This is a genomic window from Enterobacter sp. HNDS-6, assembly GCF_039850505.1.
GTDB classification, from domain to species: Bacteria; Pseudomonadota; Gammaproteobacteria; order Enterobacterales; family Enterobacteriaceae; genus Enterobacter; species Enterobacter kobei.
In genome coordinates this window covers 119170-138876 of sequence record NZ_CP156673.1, presented here as the reverse complement: position 1 = coordinate 138876, position 19707 = coordinate 119170, and the positions used below count along the sequence as shown (strand labels likewise).

Annotated in this window: 21 protein-coding genes; 13 read left to right on the top strand and 8 right to left on the bottom strand. The window is 55.1% G+C overall.

Annotated features, from left to right (window positions below; translation table 11 throughout):
* Complete coding sequence (locus ABFI50_RS00640; RefSeq protein WP_063666631.1) at nucleotides 1-1140, top strand: glycoside hydrolase family 105 protein; 1140 nt, start codon at nucleotides 1-3, stop codon at nucleotides 1138-1140.
* A gap of 35 nt (nucleotides 1141-1175) precedes the next feature.
* Here ABFI50_RS00640 and argS read toward each other — a convergent pair whose 3' ends face one another.
* Nucleotides 1176-2909 (bottom strand): arginine--tRNA ligase, encoded by a 1734-nt coding sequence (gene argS, locus ABFI50_RS00635; protein ID WP_014884330.1) that lies wholly within the window; start codon nucleotides 2907-2909, stop codon nucleotides 1176-1178.
* Nucleotides 2910-3148: 239 nt separating this feature from the next.
* Between argS and ABFI50_RS00630 the strand changes: the two genes are divergently transcribed.
* A complete protein-coding gene (locus tag ABFI50_RS00630; protein WP_014884329.1) occupies nucleotides 3149-3709 on the top strand; it encodes a VOC family protein in 561 nt (186 codons plus the stop codon).
* A gap of 78 nt (nucleotides 3710-3787) precedes the next feature.
* On the top strand, nucleotides 3788-4531 hold the full coding sequence (cutC, locus tag ABFI50_RS00625; RefSeq protein WP_196362058.1) for a copper homeostasis protein CutC: 744 nt from the start codon (nucleotides 3788-3790) through the stop codon (nucleotides 4529-4531).
* A 270-nt stretch (nucleotides 4532-4801) separates the two neighbouring features.
* Here cutC and cmoB read toward each other — a convergent pair whose 3' ends face one another.
* The 5 genes from cmoB to ABFI50_RS00600 are packed head-to-tail and all read right to left on the bottom strand — an operon-like array spanning nucleotide 4802 to nucleotide 8382.
* The gene (gene cmoB / locus ABFI50_RS00620) at nucleotides 4802-5773 is read right to left on the bottom strand and encodes a tRNA 5-methoxyuridine(34)/uridine 5-oxyacetic acid(34) synthase CmoB (RefSeq protein ID WP_196362057.1); all 972 of its coding nucleotides are present in this window, start codon (nucleotides 5771-5773) and stop codon (nucleotides 4802-4804) included.
* A complete protein-coding gene (cmoA, locus tag ABFI50_RS00615; RefSeq protein WP_196362056.1) occupies nucleotides 5770-6513 on the bottom strand; it encodes a carboxy-S-adenosyl-L-methionine synthase CmoA in 744 nt (247 codons plus the stop codon). Before cmoA ends, cmoB begins: the two co-directional genes overlap by 4 nt.
* Nucleotides 6514-6553: 40 nt before the next feature.
* Nucleotides 6554-6949, bottom strand: a complete 396-nt coding sequence (locus ABFI50_RS00610; RefSeq protein WP_014884325.1) for an MAPEG family protein — start codon at nucleotides 6947-6949, stop codon at nucleotides 6554-6556.
* 51 nt (nucleotides 6950-7000) lie between these two features.
* Entirely contained in the window at nucleotides 7001-7819 is an 819-nt protein-coding gene (locus ABFI50_RS00605; RefSeq protein WP_014884324.1) for a DUF72 domain-containing protein, read from the bottom strand.
* Nucleotides 7816-8382 carry a hydrolase gene (locus ABFI50_RS00600; protein WP_176260800.1) on the bottom strand — a complete coding sequence of 189 codons (567 nt, stop codon included), beginning with the start codon at nucleotides 8380-8382 and terminating at the stop codon, nucleotides 7816-7818. Before ABFI50_RS00600 ends, ABFI50_RS00605 begins: the two co-directional genes overlap by 4 nt.
* Before the next feature lie 264 nt (nucleotides 8383-8646).
* Between ABFI50_RS00600 and aspS the strand changes: the two genes are divergently transcribed.
* The 7 genes from aspS (at nucleotide 8647) to ABFI50_RS00565 (ending at nucleotide 14551) form a co-directional block, all read left to right on the top strand.
* A complete protein-coding gene (aspS, locus tag ABFI50_RS00595; RefSeq protein WP_014884322.1) occupies nucleotides 8647-10419 on the top strand; it encodes an aspartate--tRNA ligase in 1773 nt (590 codons plus the stop codon).
* A gap of 1 nt (nucleotide 10420) precedes the next feature.
* Nucleotides 10421-10864 (top strand): dihydroneopterin triphosphate diphosphatase, encoded by a 444-nt coding sequence (gene nudB / locus ABFI50_RS00590; protein ID WP_014884321.1) that lies wholly within the window; start codon nucleotides 10421-10423, stop codon nucleotides 10862-10864.
* Between the two features lie 27 nt (nucleotides 10865-10891).
* The gene (locus ABFI50_RS00585) at nucleotides 10892-11632 is read left to right on the top strand and encodes a YebC/PmpR family DNA-binding transcriptional regulator (protein ID WP_014884320.1); all 741 of its coding nucleotides are present in this window, start codon (nucleotides 10892-10894) and stop codon (nucleotides 11630-11632) included.
* A gap of 34 nt (nucleotides 11633-11666) precedes the next feature.
* Nucleotides 11667-12188: a crossover junction endodeoxyribonuclease RuvC gene (gene ruvC / locus ABFI50_RS00580; RefSeq protein ID WP_014884319.1), complete on the top strand. Its 522-nt coding sequence runs from the start codon at nucleotides 11667-11669 to the stop codon at nucleotides 12186-12188.
* A gap of 81 nt (nucleotides 12189-12269) precedes the next feature.
* Nucleotides 12270-12884 (top strand): Holliday junction branch migration protein RuvA, encoded by a 615-nt coding sequence (ruvA, locus tag ABFI50_RS00575; RefSeq protein ID WP_023330723.1) that lies wholly within the window; start codon nucleotides 12270-12272, stop codon nucleotides 12882-12884.
* An 8-nt stretch (nucleotides 12885-12892) separates the two neighbouring features.
* Nucleotides 12893-13903 carry a Holliday junction branch migration DNA helicase RuvB gene (gene ruvB / locus ABFI50_RS00570; protein WP_014884317.1) on the top strand — a complete coding sequence of 337 codons (1011 nt, stop codon included), beginning with the start codon at nucleotides 12893-12895 and terminating at the stop codon, nucleotides 13901-13903.
* Nucleotides 13904-14098: 195 nt separating this feature from the next.
* Entirely contained in the window at nucleotides 14099-14551 is a 453-nt protein-coding gene (locus ABFI50_RS00565; RefSeq protein ID WP_023330722.1) for a hypothetical protein, read from the top strand.
* A 143-nt stretch (nucleotides 14552-14694) separates the two neighbouring features.
* On the opposite strand, the gene znuB is transcribed toward ABFI50_RS00565, so the two are convergent.
* On the bottom strand, nucleotides 14695-15483 hold the full coding sequence (gene znuB, locus ABFI50_RS00560) for a zinc ABC transporter permease subunit ZnuB (protein ID WP_023330721.1): 789 nt from the start codon (nucleotides 15481-15483) through the stop codon (nucleotides 14695-14697).
* Entirely contained in the window at nucleotides 15480-16235 is a 756-nt protein-coding gene (gene znuC / locus ABFI50_RS00555; RefSeq protein ID WP_014884314.1) for a zinc ABC transporter ATP-binding protein ZnuC, read from the bottom strand. Before znuC ends, znuB begins: the two co-directional genes overlap by 4 nt.
* A gap of 77 nt (nucleotides 16236-16312) precedes the next feature.
* Between znuC and znuA the strand changes: the two genes are divergently transcribed.
* From znuA to lpxM, 3 genes are all read left to right on the top strand, one after another.
* Nucleotides 16313-17257, top strand: a complete 945-nt coding sequence (gene znuA, locus ABFI50_RS00550; RefSeq protein ID WP_176260802.1) for a zinc ABC transporter substrate-binding protein ZnuA — start codon at nucleotides 16313-16315, stop codon at nucleotides 17255-17257.
* A gap of 15 nt (nucleotides 17258-17272) precedes the next feature.
* Complete coding sequence (gene mepM, locus ABFI50_RS00545; protein ID WP_014884312.1) at nucleotides 17273-18592, top strand: murein DD-endopeptidase MepM; 1320 nt, start codon at nucleotides 17273-17275, stop codon at nucleotides 18590-18592.
* A gap of 119 nt (nucleotides 18593-18711) precedes the next feature.
* Complete coding sequence (gene lpxM, locus ABFI50_RS00540; RefSeq protein WP_063433494.1) at nucleotides 18712-19683, top strand: lauroyl-Kdo(2)-lipid IV(A) myristoyltransferase; 972 nt, start codon at nucleotides 18712-18714, stop codon at nucleotides 19681-19683.
* Nucleotides 19684-19707 lie beyond the last annotated feature (24 nt).

Genomic DNA, 19707 nt, shown 5'->3' with positions numbered 1-19707 from the left:
ATGAAAGTTTGGCCTGTCAAACATAGCCCGTTATTGCGTCAACCTGAACGCTTTATCGCCAGAGATGAGCTGAAAGCACTGATTCAAAAGGTGACGCATAACCTGGTCAATATCCACGACAAGACGGGTGAGTTTTTGCTGCGGCTGGACGACGGGCGCGTGATCGACACCAAAGGCTGGGCCGGATGGGAATGGACGCACGGCGTCGGTTTGTACGGTATCTGGCAGTATTACTGCCAGACCGGTGACACAGGCATGCGCGAGATTATCGACAGCTGGTTTGCTGACCGTTTTGCTGAAGGTGCCACTACCAAAAACGTCAATACGATGTCACCGTTCCTGACGCTGGCCTGTCGTTATGAAGAGACCAATAACCCGGCCTGGCTGCCGTGGCTGGAAAGCTGGGCGGAATGGGCGATGACCGAGATGCCGCGCACCGATCACGGTGGCATGCAGCACATCACCCTGGCGGAAGAGAATCATCAGCAGATGTGGGATGACACGCTGATGATGACGGTGTTGCCGCTGGCGAAAATCGGCAAACTGCTCAACAAACCGGAGTACGTTGAAGAGGCGGTGTATCAGTTCCTGCTGCACGTGCAGAACCTGATGGACCGGGAGACGGGCCTGTGGTTCCACGGCTGGAGTTACGACGGCAACCATAACTTTGCCCGTGCCCGCTGGGCGAGGGGCAACAGCTGGCTTACCATCGTGATTCCGGATTTCCTCGAACTGATTGATTTGCCGGAAAACAACGCCGTGCGCCGTTATCTAGTGCAGGTATTGAATGCGCAAATTGCCGCGCTGGCAAAGTGTCAGGACGAGAGCGGCTTGTGGCATACTCTGCTGGACGATCCGGGCTCGTACCTGGAGGCGTCCGCGACGGCCGGGTTTGCCTACGGGATCCTGAAAGCGGTGCGTAAGCGCTATGTTGCGCCTGCGTATGCTGACGTTGCTGAAAAAGCGATTCGCGGCATCGTGAAAAATATCTCGCCGGAAGGGGAGTTATTGCAAACGTCGTTCGGCACGGGGATGGGCAGCGACCTGGCGTTTTATCGCCAAATCCCGCTGACGTCGATGCCCTATGGACAGGCCATGGCGATTCTGTGTCTGACGGAGTATTTGCGGAAGTATTTCTGATAATAAAAAACCCGGCGGCTGCCGGGTTTTTTGTATTACATACGCTCTACGGTTTCGATACCCAGGGTATCCAGACCCAGCTTCAGGGTCTTCGCCGTCAGCTGCGCCAGCTTCAGGCGGCTGTTGCGGACCGATTCATTTTCCGCAGACAGAATAGGGCAGTGCTCGTAGAAGCCGGAGAACAGACCCGCCAGATCGTACAGGTAAGCGCACATAACGTGCGGCGTACCGTCACGGGCGACAACCGTCAGCGTCTCTTCAAACTGCAGTAGACGCGCCGCCAGCTGGGCTTCACGATCTTCCGTGATGGTCACGGTCGCATTCGCCAGCACGTTTTCATCAATGTTCGCTTTACGGAACACCGAGAGCACGCGGGTGTAAGCATATTGCATGTAAGGCGCCGTGTTGCCTTCAAACGCCAGCATGTTATCCCAGTCGAAGATATAGTCGGTGGTACGGTTTTTAGAGAGATCCGCGTATTTCACCGCGCCGATACCGACGGCGTTAGCCAGTTTTTCCAGCTCGTCGGCAGGCATGTCCGGGTTCTTCTCTGCCACCAGACGACGGGCGCGCTCCAGCGCTTCATCCAGCAGGTCAGACAGCTTCACGGTACCACCCGCACGGGTTTTGAACGGCTTGCCGTCTTTACCGAGCATCATGCCGAACATGTGGTGTTCCAGCGGAACGCAATCCGGTACGTAACCGGCTTTACGCACGATAGTCCAGGCCTGCATCAGGTGCTGGTGCTGACGGGAGTCGATGTAGTAAAGCACACGGTCAGCATGCAGGGTTTCGTAACGGTACTTCGCGCAGGCGATATCGGTGGTGGTGTAGAGATAGCCGCCATCCTTTTTCTGGATGATCACGCCCATCGGTTCACCTTCCTTGTTTTTGTACTCATCAAGGAACACGACCGTTGCACCTTCGCTCTCAACCGCCAGGTTTTTCGCTTTCAGGTCCGCCACAATGCCCGGCAGCATTGGGTTATAAAGGCTCTCACCCATCACATCATCACGGGTCAGGGTCACGTTCAGACGGTTATAGGTAAGCTGGTTCTGGGACATGGTGATGTCCACCAGCTTGCGCCACATCTCGAGGAAGTATTGATCCCCGCCCTGCAGCTTGACGACGTAACTGCGCGCGCGCTCGGCAAAGGCTTCGTCTTCGTCGTAATGCTTTTTCGCTTCGCGGTAGAACCCTTCCAGGTCCGCCAGCGCCATTTCGCCCGCGTTTTCCTGCTGCTGTTTTTCCAGGTAAGCAATCAGCATGCCGAACTGGGTACCCCAGTCGCCAACGTGGTTTGCGCGGATTACCTTGTGACCGAGAAACTCAAGCGTGCGCACCGCGGCATCACCAATGATGGTGGAACGCAGGTGGCCAACGTGCATCTCTTTCGCCACGTTCGGGGCAGAGTAGTCGATCACCACCGTCTGCGCTTGTGGTCGGGAGACACCCAGACGGTCTGATTTCAGCGCCGCGTCAACGTGGCTTGCCAGGAATGCAGGCTCCAGGAAAATGTTGATAAAGCCCGGGCCAGCGATTTCGGTTTTGCTGGCGATACCGGTGAGATCCAGATGCGTCAATACCTGCTCAGCGAGCTGTCGCGGCGGCATGCCCAGTTTTTTAGCCACTGCCATCACGCCATTAGCCTGATAGTCGCCAAACTGTACTTTTGCTGACTGACGAACCTGTGGTTCGCAATCCGCAGGCGCACCTGCGGCAATCAGTGCCTGACTGACTTTTTCGGAGAGAAGAGCCTGAATATTCACCTGGATACCTTACGTTTTTGATGCGGGCCTACAACCGCCCGCGCCAGTTAAAGAATTTAGGGCGGGAGTATACTGCAAATGCCTTCTGCCGTCAGCATTGCGGGGCCCGAAGATTGCTCAGAATCCAGCCAGAGAAGAGGTGCATAAACATGCAGTCGTAAAAACCGCGATTCAGAGGTTGGTCGAAACAGGGCAACAGAGTAAATTAGCGGCTTTGCGACATGAAAAGAGACTGACGTATGGCGAACTGGCAATCCATTGACGAACTGCATGATATTTCCGCAGATTTACCGCGCTTCACCCAGGCGTTCACAGAACTTGCCACCCGTCTTGGTCTGGATATCGCGCCGCTTGAGGCCGATCACATCTCTTTGCGCTGCCATCAAAACGCGACTGCCGAGCGCTGGCGTCGCGGGTTTGAACAGTGTGGTGAGTTGCTTTCTGAGAACATGATTAATGGTCGTCCCATTTGTCTGTTCAAACTGCATGAACCGGTCTGCGTGGCGCACTGGCAATTCACCGTTGTAGAACTGCCATGGCCGGGTGAAAAACGTTACCCGCACGAAGGCTGGGAGCATATCGAAATCGTCCTGCCGGGTGAGCCGGAAACGTTGAACGCGCGCGCGCTGGCCCTGCTCTCAGACGAGGGATTAAGCCAGCCGGGCATTTTTGTGAAGACAAGTTCGCCCAAAGGCGAGCGTGAGCGTCTGCCTAATCCGACGCTGGCCGTGACTGACGGGCAGGTGACGGTGAAATTTCATCCGTGGACCATTGAGCAGATCGTTGCCAGCGAAGCCTGAGAGTTGTGACTCGTCGCTGAGACCCAAAACAAGAGGCGTGCCATGATGGCGCGTTAAGCCGATTTTAAGGAGGAGTCGATGGCGCTGCTGGAGATTTGTTGTTATAGCGTGGAGTGTGCCGTCACCGCGCAACGGAAAGGGGCCGATCGCATTGAACTGTGCGCCGCCCCGAAAGAAGGAGGGTTAACGCCCTCATACGGCGTGCTGACGTCGGCCCGTAATGCCGTCACCCTTCCGGTACACCCCATTATTCGTCCTCGCGGCGGTGATTTTTGTTATACGTCGGGTGAGTTCAGTGCCATGCTTGAAGATATCGCCCTTGTTCGTGACCTCGGGTTCCCCGGGCTGGTGACCGGCCTGCTGGATGAAGACGGTGAGGTCGATCTGCCGCGTATGCGTCAGGTGATGGACGCCGCAAAAGGAATGGCCGTGACGTTTCATCGTGCGTTTGATATGTGCAAAAACCCACTGCAAGCGTTTGATACCCTTGCCGAACTGGGTGTGGCGCGCGTTCTGACATCAGGGCAACAGTCTTCTGCTGAAAAAGGTCTGCAATTAATTACGGAACTAAAAGCCCATTCCGGTGTTCCAATAATAATGGCGGGTGCGGGAGTCCGTGCCGGCAATCTGGAACGGTTTTTAAACGCCGGGGTGGAAGAGCTTCACAGCTCTGCGGGGAAATGGATACCTTCACCCATGCGTTATCGCAATACAGGGCTGTCAATGTCGACGGATGCTGAAGCGGATGAGTATTCACGCTACGGTGTAGATGGAGAGTCGGTTGCGGAAATGAAGTCGCTGATTGAGCGCTATCACGTGTAGCAACGTACCGATTTTTACCGCGCATCATGTCGCCCAATATGATGCTTGCTTGTACCAGGCCCCTGCAAATTACACAGGGGCCTTTTTTTCTCCTTCATATTTCAAGCCGCAGCCGCGTTGGCCGCCTCGCTCACCCCGGTCACTTACTGATGTAAGCTCCCGGGGATTCGCTGCCTTGCCGCCTTGCCGCCTTGCTGCAACTTGAACTATTTTGGAGAAAACGTGCGACGCGTATGCCGGGTAAGGCGTAGCCGTCACCCGGCTAAAGGGTTACGGCTTCGTCGCGATCAATACCGCACGCATCGGTGCCGGATAGCCTTCGATGGTTTTGCTGTGGTCGGCCGGGTCAAGGAACTGCTCCAGCGACTCGGTGATCATCCAGTCGGTGCGGCGCTGCTCCTCGAGTGACGTCACGCTGATATCGGCAATCCGCACATCCACAAAACCGCACTTCTCCAGCCAGTTCTTCAATGCCAGCGCGGACGGGATAAAGTAGACGTTACGCATCTGGGCGTAGCGATCGCCCGGCACCAGAACAGCATGTTCGTCACCTTCGATCACCAGCGTTTCCAGTACCAGTTCGCCGCCGCTGACCAGCTGATCTTTCAGCTGCCACAGATGTTCAAGCGGGGAGCGACGATGATAGAGCACGCCCATGGAGAACACGGTATCAAACGCTTTCAGGGCAGGAAGTTGCTCAATTCCCAGCGGCAGCAGGTGGGCGCGCTGGTCGTTGCCCAGCAGTTTACGCACTGCTTCAAACTGGCACAGGAACAGTTGCATTGGGTCGATACCGACTGCCAGATGCGCGCCTGCGCCAATCATGCGCCACATGTGGTAACCGCTGCCGCAGCCCACGTCCAGAATAGTGCGCCCGGTCAGGTCAGACAGATGAGGCAGAACGCGATCCCATTTCCAGTCGGAGCGCCATTCGGTGTTGATGTTCACCCCGTAGAGCGAGAAAGGCCCTTTGCGCCAGGGCATCAGGTTACGCATCAGCGTTTCGATGCGGTTGATCTGCCCGGCCGGGAGCGGTGCTTCGCTTTCTGCGGTGACGCTGTGAAGCAGGTCCAGACGATGCGGGGTCAGCTCTGGCAGATACTCCACCGCATTTGACCACTGCTTTAACAGGCCGTGCTGCTGATCGCGCTGCCATGCGGCAATCTGCGCGGGCAGAGTTTCCAGCCAGTGAGACAGATGGTTTTTAGCTATCAGCTGATAGAAATTACTGAACTCAATCATGCTGCATCTCCGGCTTTTAGCGCCACCAGTGAGCCAAAGTTAAAGCACTGGAACCACAGTTCGCTATGCTCAAATCCGGCTTTGCGCAGGCGTGCTTTGTGGGTTTCTACGGAGTCTGTCAGCATCACGTTTTCCAGCATGCTGCGCTTCTGGCTGATCTCCAGCTCGCTGTAACCGTTCGCACGTTTAAAATCGTGGTGCATATTGAACAGCAGTTCGCCAACGTCGGCATCCTCAAAGCTGAATTTCTCGGAAAGCACCAGCGCGCCGCCGGGATTTAGCCCCTGGTAAATTTTGTCCAGCAGCAGCTGACGGTCTTCAGGCACCAGGAACTGCAGGGTAAAATTCAGGATGACCATCGACGCGTTGTGAATTTCAATCTCACGAATATCGCCTTCGACGACGTCCACCGGTACAGGGGCTTTATACGCATCAATATGGCGACGGCAGCGTTCTACCATCGCCGGGGAGTTGTCGACGGCAATGATTCGGCAATCTTCATGATGAATGTTACGACGTACCGACAGCGTTGCCGCGCCGAGCGAGCAGCCCAGGTCATAGACCTGCGTGCCGGGTTGAACGAAGCGCTCAGCCAGCATACCGATCATAGAGATAATATTGGAATAACCGGGAACAGAGCGCTGGATCATATCCGGGAAGACTTCGGCTACTCGTTCATCGAAGGTCCAGTCGCCCAGGCTGGCGATAGGCGCGGAAAAAAGCGTGTCGCGATCTGACATAACGTAAAAATCCGGGAAAAATAAAGTGGCGTATTGTGCGCTAATGGAGGGAGAAAACCAACTCCCACGGCATATACCAAAGGTTAGCCAGCACCATCAGCAAAAGCGAACACCAGGTCGCGCTCATGCCGGAACGACGCCAGCGGAATAAGCGGTGGTGAAAGCCATAATAATGCATAAGCCGGCCAGCAATCAGAAGCAGGCCACAGACGTGAACCATCCAAGTTTCTGCGCCATTCATCTCCATAAACAGCAGTAAAATCAAGGCGACGGGGATGTATTCGACTGCATTGCCGTGAATGCGGATAGCACTTTGCAGTTCCGAAAAACCGCCGTCACCATAAGAAACACGGTACTGCATTCTCAGACGCACAACATCAAATGAAAACTTAATCAGCAGTAATGCACCTAACACCGCATACAGCGCGCTGACCATACAAACTCCCTGTTTTTGGCAGATGGCACTTCACTATGATAGGGGGTGATATCAGAAAAGAGAAGATTGTTGTGGAATGGAGGGGGCGTTGCCCACGGTGGGAACCGCAGCCTGCAAGGCCTGCCAGAGAGCATCGACCAGTTCGGGTGCCTGCGCAATATCCGGTGTGTGCAAAAAGAGATAGGGCGTAGTGGTTTGCTCCCACTTTGCTAATTTTTGCAGCCAGACGGCGAACATCGCCTGATTTTGCAGCATGTTGTCGCTACCGATGAACCTGACCATCGGGTTTTGCGCGGTGACGATGGCGTGGACCGGCACTTTCGGTTTTTTGCGTTGCGCATCCACAATCGCTTCACTGTGCGGGATTGCACTGTGGACGGGGCGACTGTCAAGAATGACACGGTTGACCGCACGTTCCAGCAGGCCGCGGTTGAGCGCTATTTCTGCTTCACCTTTGGCAAAAAATTCAGCATGCCTGACCTCCACGCCGTAGGTAAACTCGCGGGGCAGGCTATCCAGAAACTGCCACAGGGCAGGCAGATCGCGCGGGCCGAACGTGGCGGGAAGCTGGAGCCAGTATTGCCCAATCCGGTTCGCCAGTGGCGACATGCGCGTAAAGAACTCTTCGGTTAAATCCCCGCAGTTGCGCAGCGCGGCGTTGTGGGAGATGGTCGCCGGAAACTTAAAACAGAACCTGAAATCGTCGGTCGTTTGCTCCCGCCAGCGTTCAACAATCTCCGCTTTAGGCAGCGCGTAGAGGGTCGTGTTGCCCTCGACACAGTTGAAGTGTCGGGCATATTCTTCCAGGCCGGTGATGCCCAGGCGCACCCATTTCGGGTGCGACCACTGGGGTAACCCCACATACATCATAGTGCGCTGAGGATCTCGTCCGTGCTGCGCACGCGTCCGATACGCGGGAAGATATGGGTCATGCTGCCCTGATGCTGTTCCGCGGAAGCCGCGCTGCAGGCATCTTCCGCAATGACCAGGTTAAAGCCCAGCTCCCAGGCGTTACGGGCGGTAGACTCCACGCCGATGTTGGTGGAAATGCCGCACAGAATAAGGGTGTCGATACCACGACGGCGGAGCTGCAGTTCCAGATCGGTTCCGTAGAATGCGCCCCATTGACGTTTGGTCACTTCGATATCGCTGTCGCGTTTGCCCAGCGACACCGGATACGTCCACCAGTTTTCCGGCAGGGCATGGGCGGGCGCCTGTGCATCAACGGGCTGTTTTAACGCCTCGGCGAAATCAGCGGACCAGCCGACGCGCACCATGACTACAGGGGCATCGCTGGCACGGCATTTTTCCGCCAGACGAGCGGCGCGGCTAACCACATCATCCGCAGCGTGCGGGCCACCGGCAAAGGGCAGGATCCCTTCCTGTAAATCAATCACCACAAGCGCGGTTTTGCTGGCATCCAGTGTTAACATCGTTACTCCCGTTAAATGAATCACTTCCGTAACACCATACGACGTGATGACCTGTAATGGGTCGGATAATTTTGTTAATTTTTGTGAGAATGCGCAATAAGAGTGCAGCAAACGACCGTCAGGCCGTGGTTCGCTCTTATCGTCCGGCGGAATTTCCAGTATAATAGCCGCCTTTTTTCATCCAGTTGTGACATACAGAAAGCTGCGACATAGTAGCCTGCATTCCAGGCGACATTTAGCCTGCGGCTAATTAAGGGATATCTCATGCGTACAGAATATTGCGGGCAGCTGCGTCAGTCCCACGTCGGACAGCAGGTCACCCTGTGTGGTTGGGTCAACCGTCGTCGTGATCTTGGTAGCCTTATTTTCATCGATATGCGCGACCGTGAAGGTATCGTTCAGGTGTTCTTCGACCCGGATCGTGCGGATGCGTTGAAGCTGGCTTCTGAGCTGCGTAATGAGTTCTGCATTCAGGTCACCGGTACCGTGCGTGCGCGTGACGAGAAAAACGTCAACGCAGACATGGCGACGGGTGCCATTGAAGTGCTGGCGTCCGATCTGGTTATCATTAACCGTGCTGAAGCGCTGCCGCTGGACTCCAACCACGTCAACACGGAAGAAGCGCGTCTGAAATACCGCTACCTGGATCTGCGTCGTCCGGAGATGGCCCAGCGCCTGAAAACCCGTGCGAAAATCACCAGCCTGGTGCGCCGTTTCATGGATGACCACGGTTTCCTCGATATCGAAACCCCGATGCTGACCAAAGCCACACCGGAAGGTGCGCGCGATTATCTGGTCCCATCCCGCGTACATAAAGGCAAATTCTACGCGCTGCCACAGTCTCCACAGCTGTTCAAACAGCTGCTGATGATGTCCGGTTTCGATCGCTACTATCAGATCGTCAAATGTTTCCGCGACGAAGACCTGCGTGCTGACCGTCAGCCAGAATTCACCCAGATCGATGTGGAAACCTCCTTCATGACCGCCGAGCAGGTGCGTGAAGTGATGGAAGCGCTGGTGCGTAGCCTGTGGAATGACGTGAAAGGCGTCGAGCTGGGCGATTTCCCGATCATGACCTTCGCCGAAGCCGAGCGTCGTTACGGTTCCGACAAACCAGACCTGCGTAACCCGATGGAGCTGGTGGATGTTGCAGACCTGGTGAAATCCGTTGAGTTCGCGGTATTTGCCGGCCCGGCTAACGATCCGAAAGGCCGTGTTGCAGCCCTGCGCGTACCGGGCGGTGCGGCACTGAGCCGTAAGCAGATCGACGATTACGGCAACTTCATTAAGATCTACGGCGCGAAAGGTCTGGCCTATATTAAAGTAACCGAGCGTGCGAAAGGTCTGGAAGGGATCACCAGCCCGGTTGCGAAGTTCCTGAATGCGGACATCGTGGAAGCGATTCTTGAGCGCACCGGCGCGCAGGATGGCGACATGATCTTCTTCGGCGCAGACAACAAGAAAGTGGTTGCCGATGCGATGGGCGCGTTGCGTCTGAAGCTGGGCAAAGACCTCAGCCTGACTGACGAAACCAAATGGGCACCGCTGTGGGTTATCGACTTCCCGATGTTTGAAGACGACGGTGAGGGCGGTTTGACCGCGATGCACCACCCGTTCACCTCGCCAAAAGACATGACGGCGGCAGAGCTGAAAGCGTCTCCGGAAGATGCGGTGGCAAACGCCTACGACATGGTGATCAACGGCTACGAAGTGGGCGGGGGGTCCGTGCGTATTCACAGCGGCGAAATGCAGCAGACCGTGTTCGGCATCCTGGGCATTAACGAACAGGAGCAGCGTGAGAAATTTGGCTTCCTGCTGGACGCCCTGAAATACGGTACACCGCCACACGCAGGTCTGGCTTTCGGTCTTGACCGTCTGACCATGCTGCTGACCGGCACCGATAACATTCGTGATGTTATTGCCTTCCCGAAAACCACTGCCGCAGCGTGTCTGATGACCGAAGCGCCAAGCTTTGCTAACCCGACTGCACTGGCTGAGCTGGGCATTGAGGTGGTGAAGAAGGAAGAGAAAAACTGATATGACATACAAGCTTCCCGTTTCTGTCTTAGTTGTCATTTATGCCCAGGACACGAAGCGGGTGCTAATGTTGCAGCGGCGCGACGATCCTGATTTCTGGCAGTCGGTTACCGGCAGCCTGGAAGAGGGGGAAACCGCGCCGCAGGCCGCCGCGCGTGAAGTAAAGGAAGAGGTCACCATTGATGTTGCTCGCGAGCAACTGACCCTGAAGGACTGTCAGCGCACGGTGGAGTTTGAAATTTTTAGCCATTTACGTCATCGCTACGCGCCGGGCATTGAGCGCAATACGGAATCGTGGTTCTGTCTCGCGCTCCCCCATGAGAGGGAGATCGTGTTTACCGAACACCTGAACTACCGCTGGGTGGATGCGACGGATGCCGCCGCACTGACCAAGTCGTGGAGCAACCGGCAGGCGATTGAAGAATTTGTAATTAACGCTGCCTGAGAAGGCGCGATTTTTGGAGAACTTTTTATGGCAGGTCATAGTAAGTGGGCCAACACCAAACACCGTAAAGCGGCACAGGATGCCAAACGCGGTAAGATCTTTACCAAAATCATTCGTGAGCTGGTGACAGCGGCACGTCTGGGCGGCGGCGATCCGGCCTCTAACCCGCGTCTGCGCGCGGCGGTGGATAAAGCGCTGTCTAACAACATGACGCGTGACACCCTGAACCGTGCCATCGCACGTGGTGTAGGCGGTGATGAAGACGCGAACATGGAAACCATCATTTATGAAGGTTACGGCCCTGGCGGTACTGCCGTGATGGTTGAGTGCCTGTCCGACAACCGTAACCGTACCGTTGCGGAAGTGCGCCATGCATTCACTAAAACCGGCGGCAACCTGGGTACCGACGGTTCCGTTTCTTACCTGTTCAGCAAAAAAGGCGTCATCTCCTTCGAGAAAGGCGACGAAGATGTGATCATGGAAGCCGCCCTGGAAGCCGGTGCGGAAGACGTGGTGACCTACGATGATGGCGCAATTGACGTTTACACCGCGTGGGAAGAGATGGGCGCCGTGCGCGATGCACTCGAAGCCGCGGGTCTGAAAGCGGACAACGCTGAAGTCTCCATGATCCCGTCCACCAAAGCGGACATGGATGCGGAAACTGCGCCAAAACTGCTGCGTCTGATCGACATGCTCGAAGACTGCGACGACGTGCAGGAAGTGTATCACAACGGTGAAATCTCTGATGAGGTTGCAGCGACTCTCTGATGAGAGCGTATAAGCCGTTTACGGGAGACGCGTGATGTCGATTATCCTTGGGATTGACCCCGGCTCGCGCGTCACCGGTTATGGCGTTATCCGCCAGGTGGGACGCCAGCTAACCTACCTCGGCAGCGGCTGTATTCGCACCAAAGTGGACGATCTGCCGTCGCGCCTGAAGCTGATTTATGCGGGCGTGTCGGAAATCATCACCCAGTTTCAGCCTGATTTTTTTGCCATTGAGCAGGTCTTTATGGCAAAAAACGCCGATTCGGCGCTAAAGCTGGGGCAGGCGCGCGGCGTGGCGATTGTTGCCGCCGTGAACCAGGATCTTCCGGTGTTCGAATATGCCGCACGTCAGGTAAAGCAGACGGTGGTGGGGATAGGTAGCGCGGAGAAAAGCCAGGTGCAGCATATGGTGCGTACCTTGCTGAAGCTTCCCGCAAACCCGCAGGCCGATGCCGCCGATGCGCTGGCCATTGCGATTACCCACTGTCACGTCAGCCAGAACGCGATGCAAATGAGTGAATCGCGGCTCAATCTGGCGCGAGGCAGGTTACGATAAAGAGAAATCAGGCTGGATAAACATCCAGCCTTTTTTTATTATGTCGCCAGTCAAACATTTTCCAGAACGCAGGAGCGTCACGTGATAGGCAGACTCAGAGGCATCATCATTGAAAAACAACCCCCGTTAGTGCTGCTGGAAGTGGGTGGCGTGGGCTATGAAGTCCACATGCCAATGACCTGCTTCTACGAGTTGCCGGACGCGGGTAAAGAGGCGATTGTCTTTACTCAGTTCGTGGTGCGTGAAGATGCTCAGTTGCTTTACGGCTTCAACAACAAGCAGGAACGTACCCTGTTCCGCGAGCTGATTAAAACCAACGGCGTGGGACCGAAGCTGGCACTGGCGATTTTGTCCGGTATGTCTGCTCCGCAGTTCGTGAATGCCGTTGAGCGCGAAGATCCTGCGGCGCTGATTAAACTCCCGGGGATTGGTAAGAAAACCGCCGAGCGTCTGATTGTTGAGATGAAAGACCGCTTTAAAGGTCTGCATGGCGATCTGTTCACCCCAGCCACCGATCTGGTTCTGACGTCACCTGGGGCGCCGTCAACAGATGATGACGCTGAGCAGGAAGCGGTTGCCGCGCTGGTGGCGCTGGGCTATAAACCTCAGGAGGCCAGTCGGATGGTAAGCAAAATTGCCAAACCGGATGCCAGCAGTGAAACCCTGATTCGTGAAGCGCTGCGCGCTGCATTGTGAGGTAAAGGATGATTGAAGCAGACCGCCTGGTATCGGCAGGCACCCTTCAGGCAGAAGACGTGGTGGATCGTGCGATCCGCCCGAAGCTGCTTGATGAGTATATCGGCCAGCCGCAGGTACGTTCCCAGATGGAGATTTTCATCCAGGCGGCAAAGCTGCGCGGCGATGCGCTCGATCACCTGCTGATTTTTGGCCCGCCAGGGTTGGGGAAAACCACGCTGGCGAATATCGTTGCCAATGAAATGGGCGTCAACTTGCGCACGACCTCCGGCCCGGTGCTGGAGAAAGCCGGCGATCTGGCGGCAATGCTGACCAACCTTGAACCGCATGACGTACTGTTTATCGATGAAATCCACCGTCTGTCTCCGGTGGTAGAGGAAGTCCTCTATCCGGCAATGGAAGATTACCAGCTGGATATCATGATTGGTGAAGGCCCGGCTGCGCGCTCCATCAAGATCGATCTGCCGCCGTTTACCCTGATTGGCGCAACGACCCGTGCCGGATCGTTGACCTCTCCACTGCGCGACCGCTTCGGTATCGTGCAGCGTCTGGAGTTTTATCAGGTGCCGGACCTGCAGCATATTGTCGGTCGTAGCGCGCGCTATATGGGGCTGGAGATGAGCGAAGAGGGCGCTTTTGAAGTGGCGAAGCGTTCGCGTGGTACGCCGCGTATTGCCAACCGCCTGCTGCGTCGCGTGCGCGACTTTGCCGAAGTGAAGCACGATGGCACCATTTCGGCAGAGATTGCCGCCCAGGCGCTGGATATGCTTAACGTCGATGCCGAAGGCTTTGACTATATGGACCGCAAATTGCTGCTGGCGGTGCTGGATAAATTCTTTGGCGGACCGGTCGGGCTGGATAACCTGGCGGCGGCGATCGGTGAAGAGCGTGAAACTATCGAGGATGTTCTGGAGCCGTATCTGATCCAGCAGGGATTCTTACAGCGTACGCCGCGTGGTCGTATGGCGACGGTGCGGGCGTGGAATCATTTCGGCATTACGCCACCGTCAATGCCGTAATGATGAGCAGGCGGGATGTTAAATTTCGCCTGCGACGCTGACCGATTAGTTACCTCATCTGAATTATCATCCATATTATTTTGGATAAATTTATCCTATCTATCATTTTAGATAATTCGCTTATTCCCTCTATGATGAATTTATAGCGATATCCATGCTATGAATAAATTTCATCATCACATCAGGAATAACAAAATGAAAACAATGACGGCTCTGACTATTGCCGCTCTGACTATGGCGGCTTTGTCTGGCGCCGCGAATGCCGCTATTTCCGGAACCCAAACATGGAAAATGGTGGATAATAAACTTGAAAATACCAGTAACGGACGAAAATTATGTATGACTGGCATTGCTTACCAGCAGGCGGTGATGGAGCCATGTGGTTCTAATCCAGAATTGCAGAATATTCGTGAGGTCAATTTCGCTATTAATGGGATGCTGATGCTGGAAACATATCCAGAATATGCCTTCGCACCAGCAAGCGGCAAAGTTTATATACGCGAATATGAACCTATTGCGAGTCATTGGGACTATATTAACGGACAGCTGAAAAAAGTTGATACCGATGGTATTGTCAAGTGTCTTGATATGGAAGGCGGCATAAACGTCCCAGGTGCCAAATTGCATTTAGCAACGTGTACCAGGTAATAAAATAAGCCCCGATAATTTCATCGGGGCTTATTTACGTGTGCACCCAACATGGGCGCACTCCAGCGGTTTAAGTCCCGCCATGCGTTGATCACAGCACATGAAGCGAAGCGCCACCCTCTGTGGAAGCGCTAATCGTTCATTCAGGCATTAGGTTGTTTTTTCATCATGCTGAAAATAAACAGCACCGCCGCACTCAGCACTACTGACGGCCCAGCAGGCGTGTCATAGAACGCCGAGAAGGTTAACCCACCCGTTACCGCAATCATTCCGATAATCACGGCCACACCGGCCATCTGCTCCGGCGTGCGGGCAAAACGGCGCGCCGTGGCGGCAGGGATGATCAGCAGCGAGGTAATAATCAGCGCCCCGACGAACTTCATCGCCACGCCGATGGTTAATGCCGTCACCAGCATCAGCAGTAGCTTAACCCGCTGCAGCTTCACGCCGTCGACGAAGGCCAGGTCCGGGCTGACGGTCATCGCCAGCAGGTTACGCCACTGCCAGAGCAGAATACCGAGTACCACCACCACACCGAAGGCGATGGAAATTAAATCTTCCGGCGTCACGGCAAGCAGATCGCCAAACAGATAGGCCATCAGGTCGACGCGGATATTCGACATCAGACTCACCACCACCAGACCCAGCGAGAGCGCGCTATGGGCCATAATGCCAAGCAGCGTATCAATGGCGAGGTGCGGACGTTTCTCCAGCCAGACCAGCCCGGCTGCCAGCAGCAGGGTGACGACAATCACCGCGTAGAAGGGATTCACATCCAGCAGTAAACCAAAAGCCACGCCCAGCAAAGAGGCGTGCGCGAGGGTATCACCGAAATAGGACATTCTGCGCCAGACCACAAACGAGCCGAGTGGACCCGCGGCGCAGGCAAGCATAATCCCGGCCAGCCAGCCGGGCAGTAACAGTTCAATCATGAGTGTCCATTTCCCCGGCGCAGGACAATTCGTCCCTGTAAATCATGGCGGTGATTATGATGATGACGGTAAATACCCAGCTGTTCAGCGCCACGAGGGCCAAACATGGAGATAAACTCCGGGTGCATCGAGACCACTTCAGGCGTGCCGGAACAGCAAATATGATGGTTAAGGCACAGCACTTCGTCCGTTTTCGCCATGACAAGATGGAGATCGTGGGAGACCATCAGCACGGCGCAATTCAGTTCACGGCGAAGCTGATCGATCAAATCATAAAGCGCGACCTGACCATTAACGTCCACCCCCTGGGTAGGCTCATCAAGCACCAGCAGTTGCGGGCTGCTCAACAGCGCGCGCGCCAGCAAAACGCGCTGCGTCTCACCCCCGGAAAGTTTTTGCAGCGGCGCGTCAATAAGGTGGCCCGCCTGTACGCGTTTCAGCGCCGGGAGAATATCGGCTTTCCGCGTGCCGGGGCGCAGGCGCAGAAAGCGACTCACCGTTAAAGGCAGCGTGGCGTCCAGATGTAATTTCTGAGGCACATAGCCGATACGCAATTTTTCCTCGCGGGTGATAACACCTTCATCGGGCGTCACCAGACCCAGTACAACCCGTACCAGCGTGGATTTACCTGCGCCATTAGGACCAAGCAGCGTCAGAATTTTGCCGGGCTTCAGATCCAGCGACACGTCAGAGAGGACGCGGCGCTGGCCGAAAGAGACCGAAATATTATCGAGAGAAACCAGTGTCGTCATGTCAATTTAAGCTTGAAGAAGTCAACGAATGTTATAATATCACATTCCACGCATTCACTACGATGATTAGTCGCATTATGTTACATAAAAATACGCTTCTTTTCGCAGCATTATCCGCTGCCCTTTGGGGTACAACCGCACAAGATGTTAACGCGGCGGTTGTCGCTTCGCTTAAACCGCTTGGATTCATCGCGTCGGCCATTGCCGATGGGGTGACGGAAACCCAGGTTTTGCTGCCTGACGGGGCCTCTGAGCATGACTATTCTCTTCGCCCTTCAGATGTAAAACGCTTACAAAACGCGGACTTAGTCGTCTGGATTGGACCAGAGATGGAAGCGTTTATGCAGAAGTCGGCCAAACAGTTTCCAGGCGATAAACAGGTTGCGATTGCCGGGCTTTCCGGCGTGAAACCGTTGCTCATGAAAGGCACGGATGACGACGGTGATGAACATGACCATCACGCGGCAGAGGGTGAAAAAGGTGATGGAGATCACCATCACGGTGAGTACAACATGCATCTCTGGCTTTCCCCAGAGATAGCGCGGCTTTCAGCGGTTGCAATCCACGACAAATTAGTGGAACTTATGCCGCAAAGTCGAGCCAAACTAGACGCCAACCTGAAGGATTTTGAGGCACAATTAGCCGCAACCGATAAGCAGGTAGGTAATGAGCTCGCACCGTTGAAAGGAAAAGGGTATTTCGTTTTTCATGACGCCTATGGCTACTATGAAAAACACTATGGTTTGACCCCGCTTGGGCACTTCACCGTCAACCCTGAAATTCAACCTGGTGCGCAGCGTTTACATGAAATCAGAACACAGTTGGTTGAGCAAAAAGCGACATGCGTTTTTGCTGAGCCACAGTTCAGGCCAGCGGTCGTAGAAGCCGTGGCCAGGGGGACATCCGTGCGCATGGGGACCCTTGACCCGCTAGGAACGAATATCCAGTTGAGCAAAGCGAGCTATTCGCAGTTCCTCAGCCAACTGGCGAACCAGTATGCGAGCTGCCTGAAAGGAGATTAACGAGGAAGTGAATACGTGCAACAGATAGCCCGCTCTGTCGCCCTGGCATTTAACAATCTGCCTCGACCCCACCGCGTTATGCTGGGGTCGCTTACAGTACTCACCTTAGCGGTCGCCGTCTGGCGGCCCTATGTTTACCACCCGAGTTCTGCCCCTATCATCAAAACCATCGAGCTTGAAAAGAGCGAGATCCGTTCTTTACTGCCTGAAGCCAGTGAGCCTATCGACCAGGCTGCTCAGGAAGATGAAGCGATTCCCCAGGATGAACTGGACGATAAAATCGAGAACGAGGCCGGGATCCACGAGTATGTTGTCTCTACCGGTGACACGCTGAGCAGCGTGCTCAACCAGTACGGTATCGACATGGGGAATATCAGTCAGCTTGCTGCTGCAGATAAAGACCTGCGTAACCTGAAAATAGGGCAACAGCTCTCCTGGACCTTAACGGCGGATGGCGATCTCCAGCGGTTAACCTGGGAGATGTCCCGCCGTGAAACCCGCACCTACGATCGCACTGCAAACGGTTTCAAAATGACCAGTGAAATGCAGAAGGGCGACTGGGTGAACAGCGTGATGAAAGGCACAGTAGGCGGAAGCTTCGTTTCCAGCGCCCGTGATGCCGGTCTCACCAGCTCTGAAATCAGTGCGGTGATCAAAGCCATGCAGTGGCAGATGGATTTCCGCAAGCTGAAGAAGGGCGATGAGTTTTCCGTGCTGATGTCTCGCGAAATGCTCGACGGCAAGCGTGAGCAGAGCCAACTGGTGGGCGTACGTCTGCGCTCTGATGGCAAAGATTACTACGCCATCCGTGCCGAAGACGGTAAGTTCTACGATCGCAGCGGTACGGGACTGGCGAAAGGCTTTATGCGCTTCCCGACGGCTAAACAGTTCCGCGTTTCCTCTAACTTTAACCCGCGTCGTCTGAACCCGGTTACCGGGCGCGTCGCACCACACCGTGGCGTTGACTTTGCCATGCCGCAGGGCACGCCGGTGCTGGCTGTGGGTGATGGTGAAGTGGTCGTGGCTAAACGTAGCGGTGCCGCAGGCTACTATGTCGCGGTGCGTCACGGTCGTACCTACACCACCCGCTATATGCACCTGCGTAAACTGCTGGTTAAGCCTGGACAGAAAGTGAAACGTGGCGACCGTATCGCGCTCTCCGGCAACACCGGACGCTCGACCGGCCCGCACCTGCACTATGAAGTGTGGATTAACCAACAGGCCGTAAACCCGCTGACGGCGAAACTGCCACGCACCGAAGGCCTGACGGGTAAAGATCGTTCTGATTACCTGGCGCAGGTGAAAGAGGTGATACCGCAGCTGAGCTTAAACTAAGCCTTCTGTTTTTGTGAAAAAAGCCGGTGTCAGTATGCGCCGGCTTTTTCTTTTGTGCGTGGACGACTGCCTCGCTACACTATCAATAAAATTTTGCGTCACCAGACCCTGGAACCAGCATGGAAACAAAAAAAAACAATATTGAATACATTCCTGAGTTTGAAAAATCCTTTCGCCATCCGCGCAACTGGGGCGCCTGGCTCGGGGTCTACACCTTTGCAGGCATCGCTATGCTGCCTGCTGCGCTGCGCGATCCCCTGCTGGGGAAAATTGGCCGTCTGGCCGGGCGTTTAGGCAAAAGCGCGCGTCGCCGTGCGCAGATCAACCTCTATTACTGTTTTCCCGAAAAAAGCGATGCCGAGCGCGAGGCTATCATCGATGCGATGTATACCACCGCGCCGCAGGCAATGGCAATGATGGCAGAGCTGGCGCTGAAAGGGCCGGAAAAAATCGTTGACCGTGTTGACTGGAAAGGGCTGGAAATCATTGACGAAATGCGTCGCAATGACGAGAAGGTGATTTTCCTCGTTCCTCACGGTTGGGGTGTCGACATTCCGGCGATGCTGATGGCTTCTCAGGGTCAGAAGATGGCGGCCATGTTCCATAACCAGGGCAACAAAATCTACGACTTTGTCTGGAATACCGTACGTCGTCGTTTTGGCGGTCGTTTGCATGCGCGTAACGATGGTATCAAGCCGTTTATTCAGTCCGTACGTCAGGGATACTGGGGCTACTATCTGCCGGATCAGGACCACGGACCGGAGCACAGTGAGTTTGTCGACTTCTTTGCGACCTACAAAGCCACACTTCCGGCGATTGGCCGCCTGATGAAGGTGTGTCGCGCCCGCGTGATCCCACTCTTCCCGGTTTATAATGGTAAAACGCACCGTCTGAGCATTGAAGTCCGCCCGCCGATGGATGACCTGCTGACCGCAGACGATCACACCATTGCGCGTCGCATGAACGAAGAGGTGGAAATCCTGGTGGGGCCGCATACCGAGCAGTACACGTGGATATTGAAGCTGCTTAAAACGCGAAAGCCGGGTGAAACGGAACCTTATAAACGCAAAGAGCTTTATCCGAGGAAATAAAAAACGCCCTCTCCATCTGGAGAG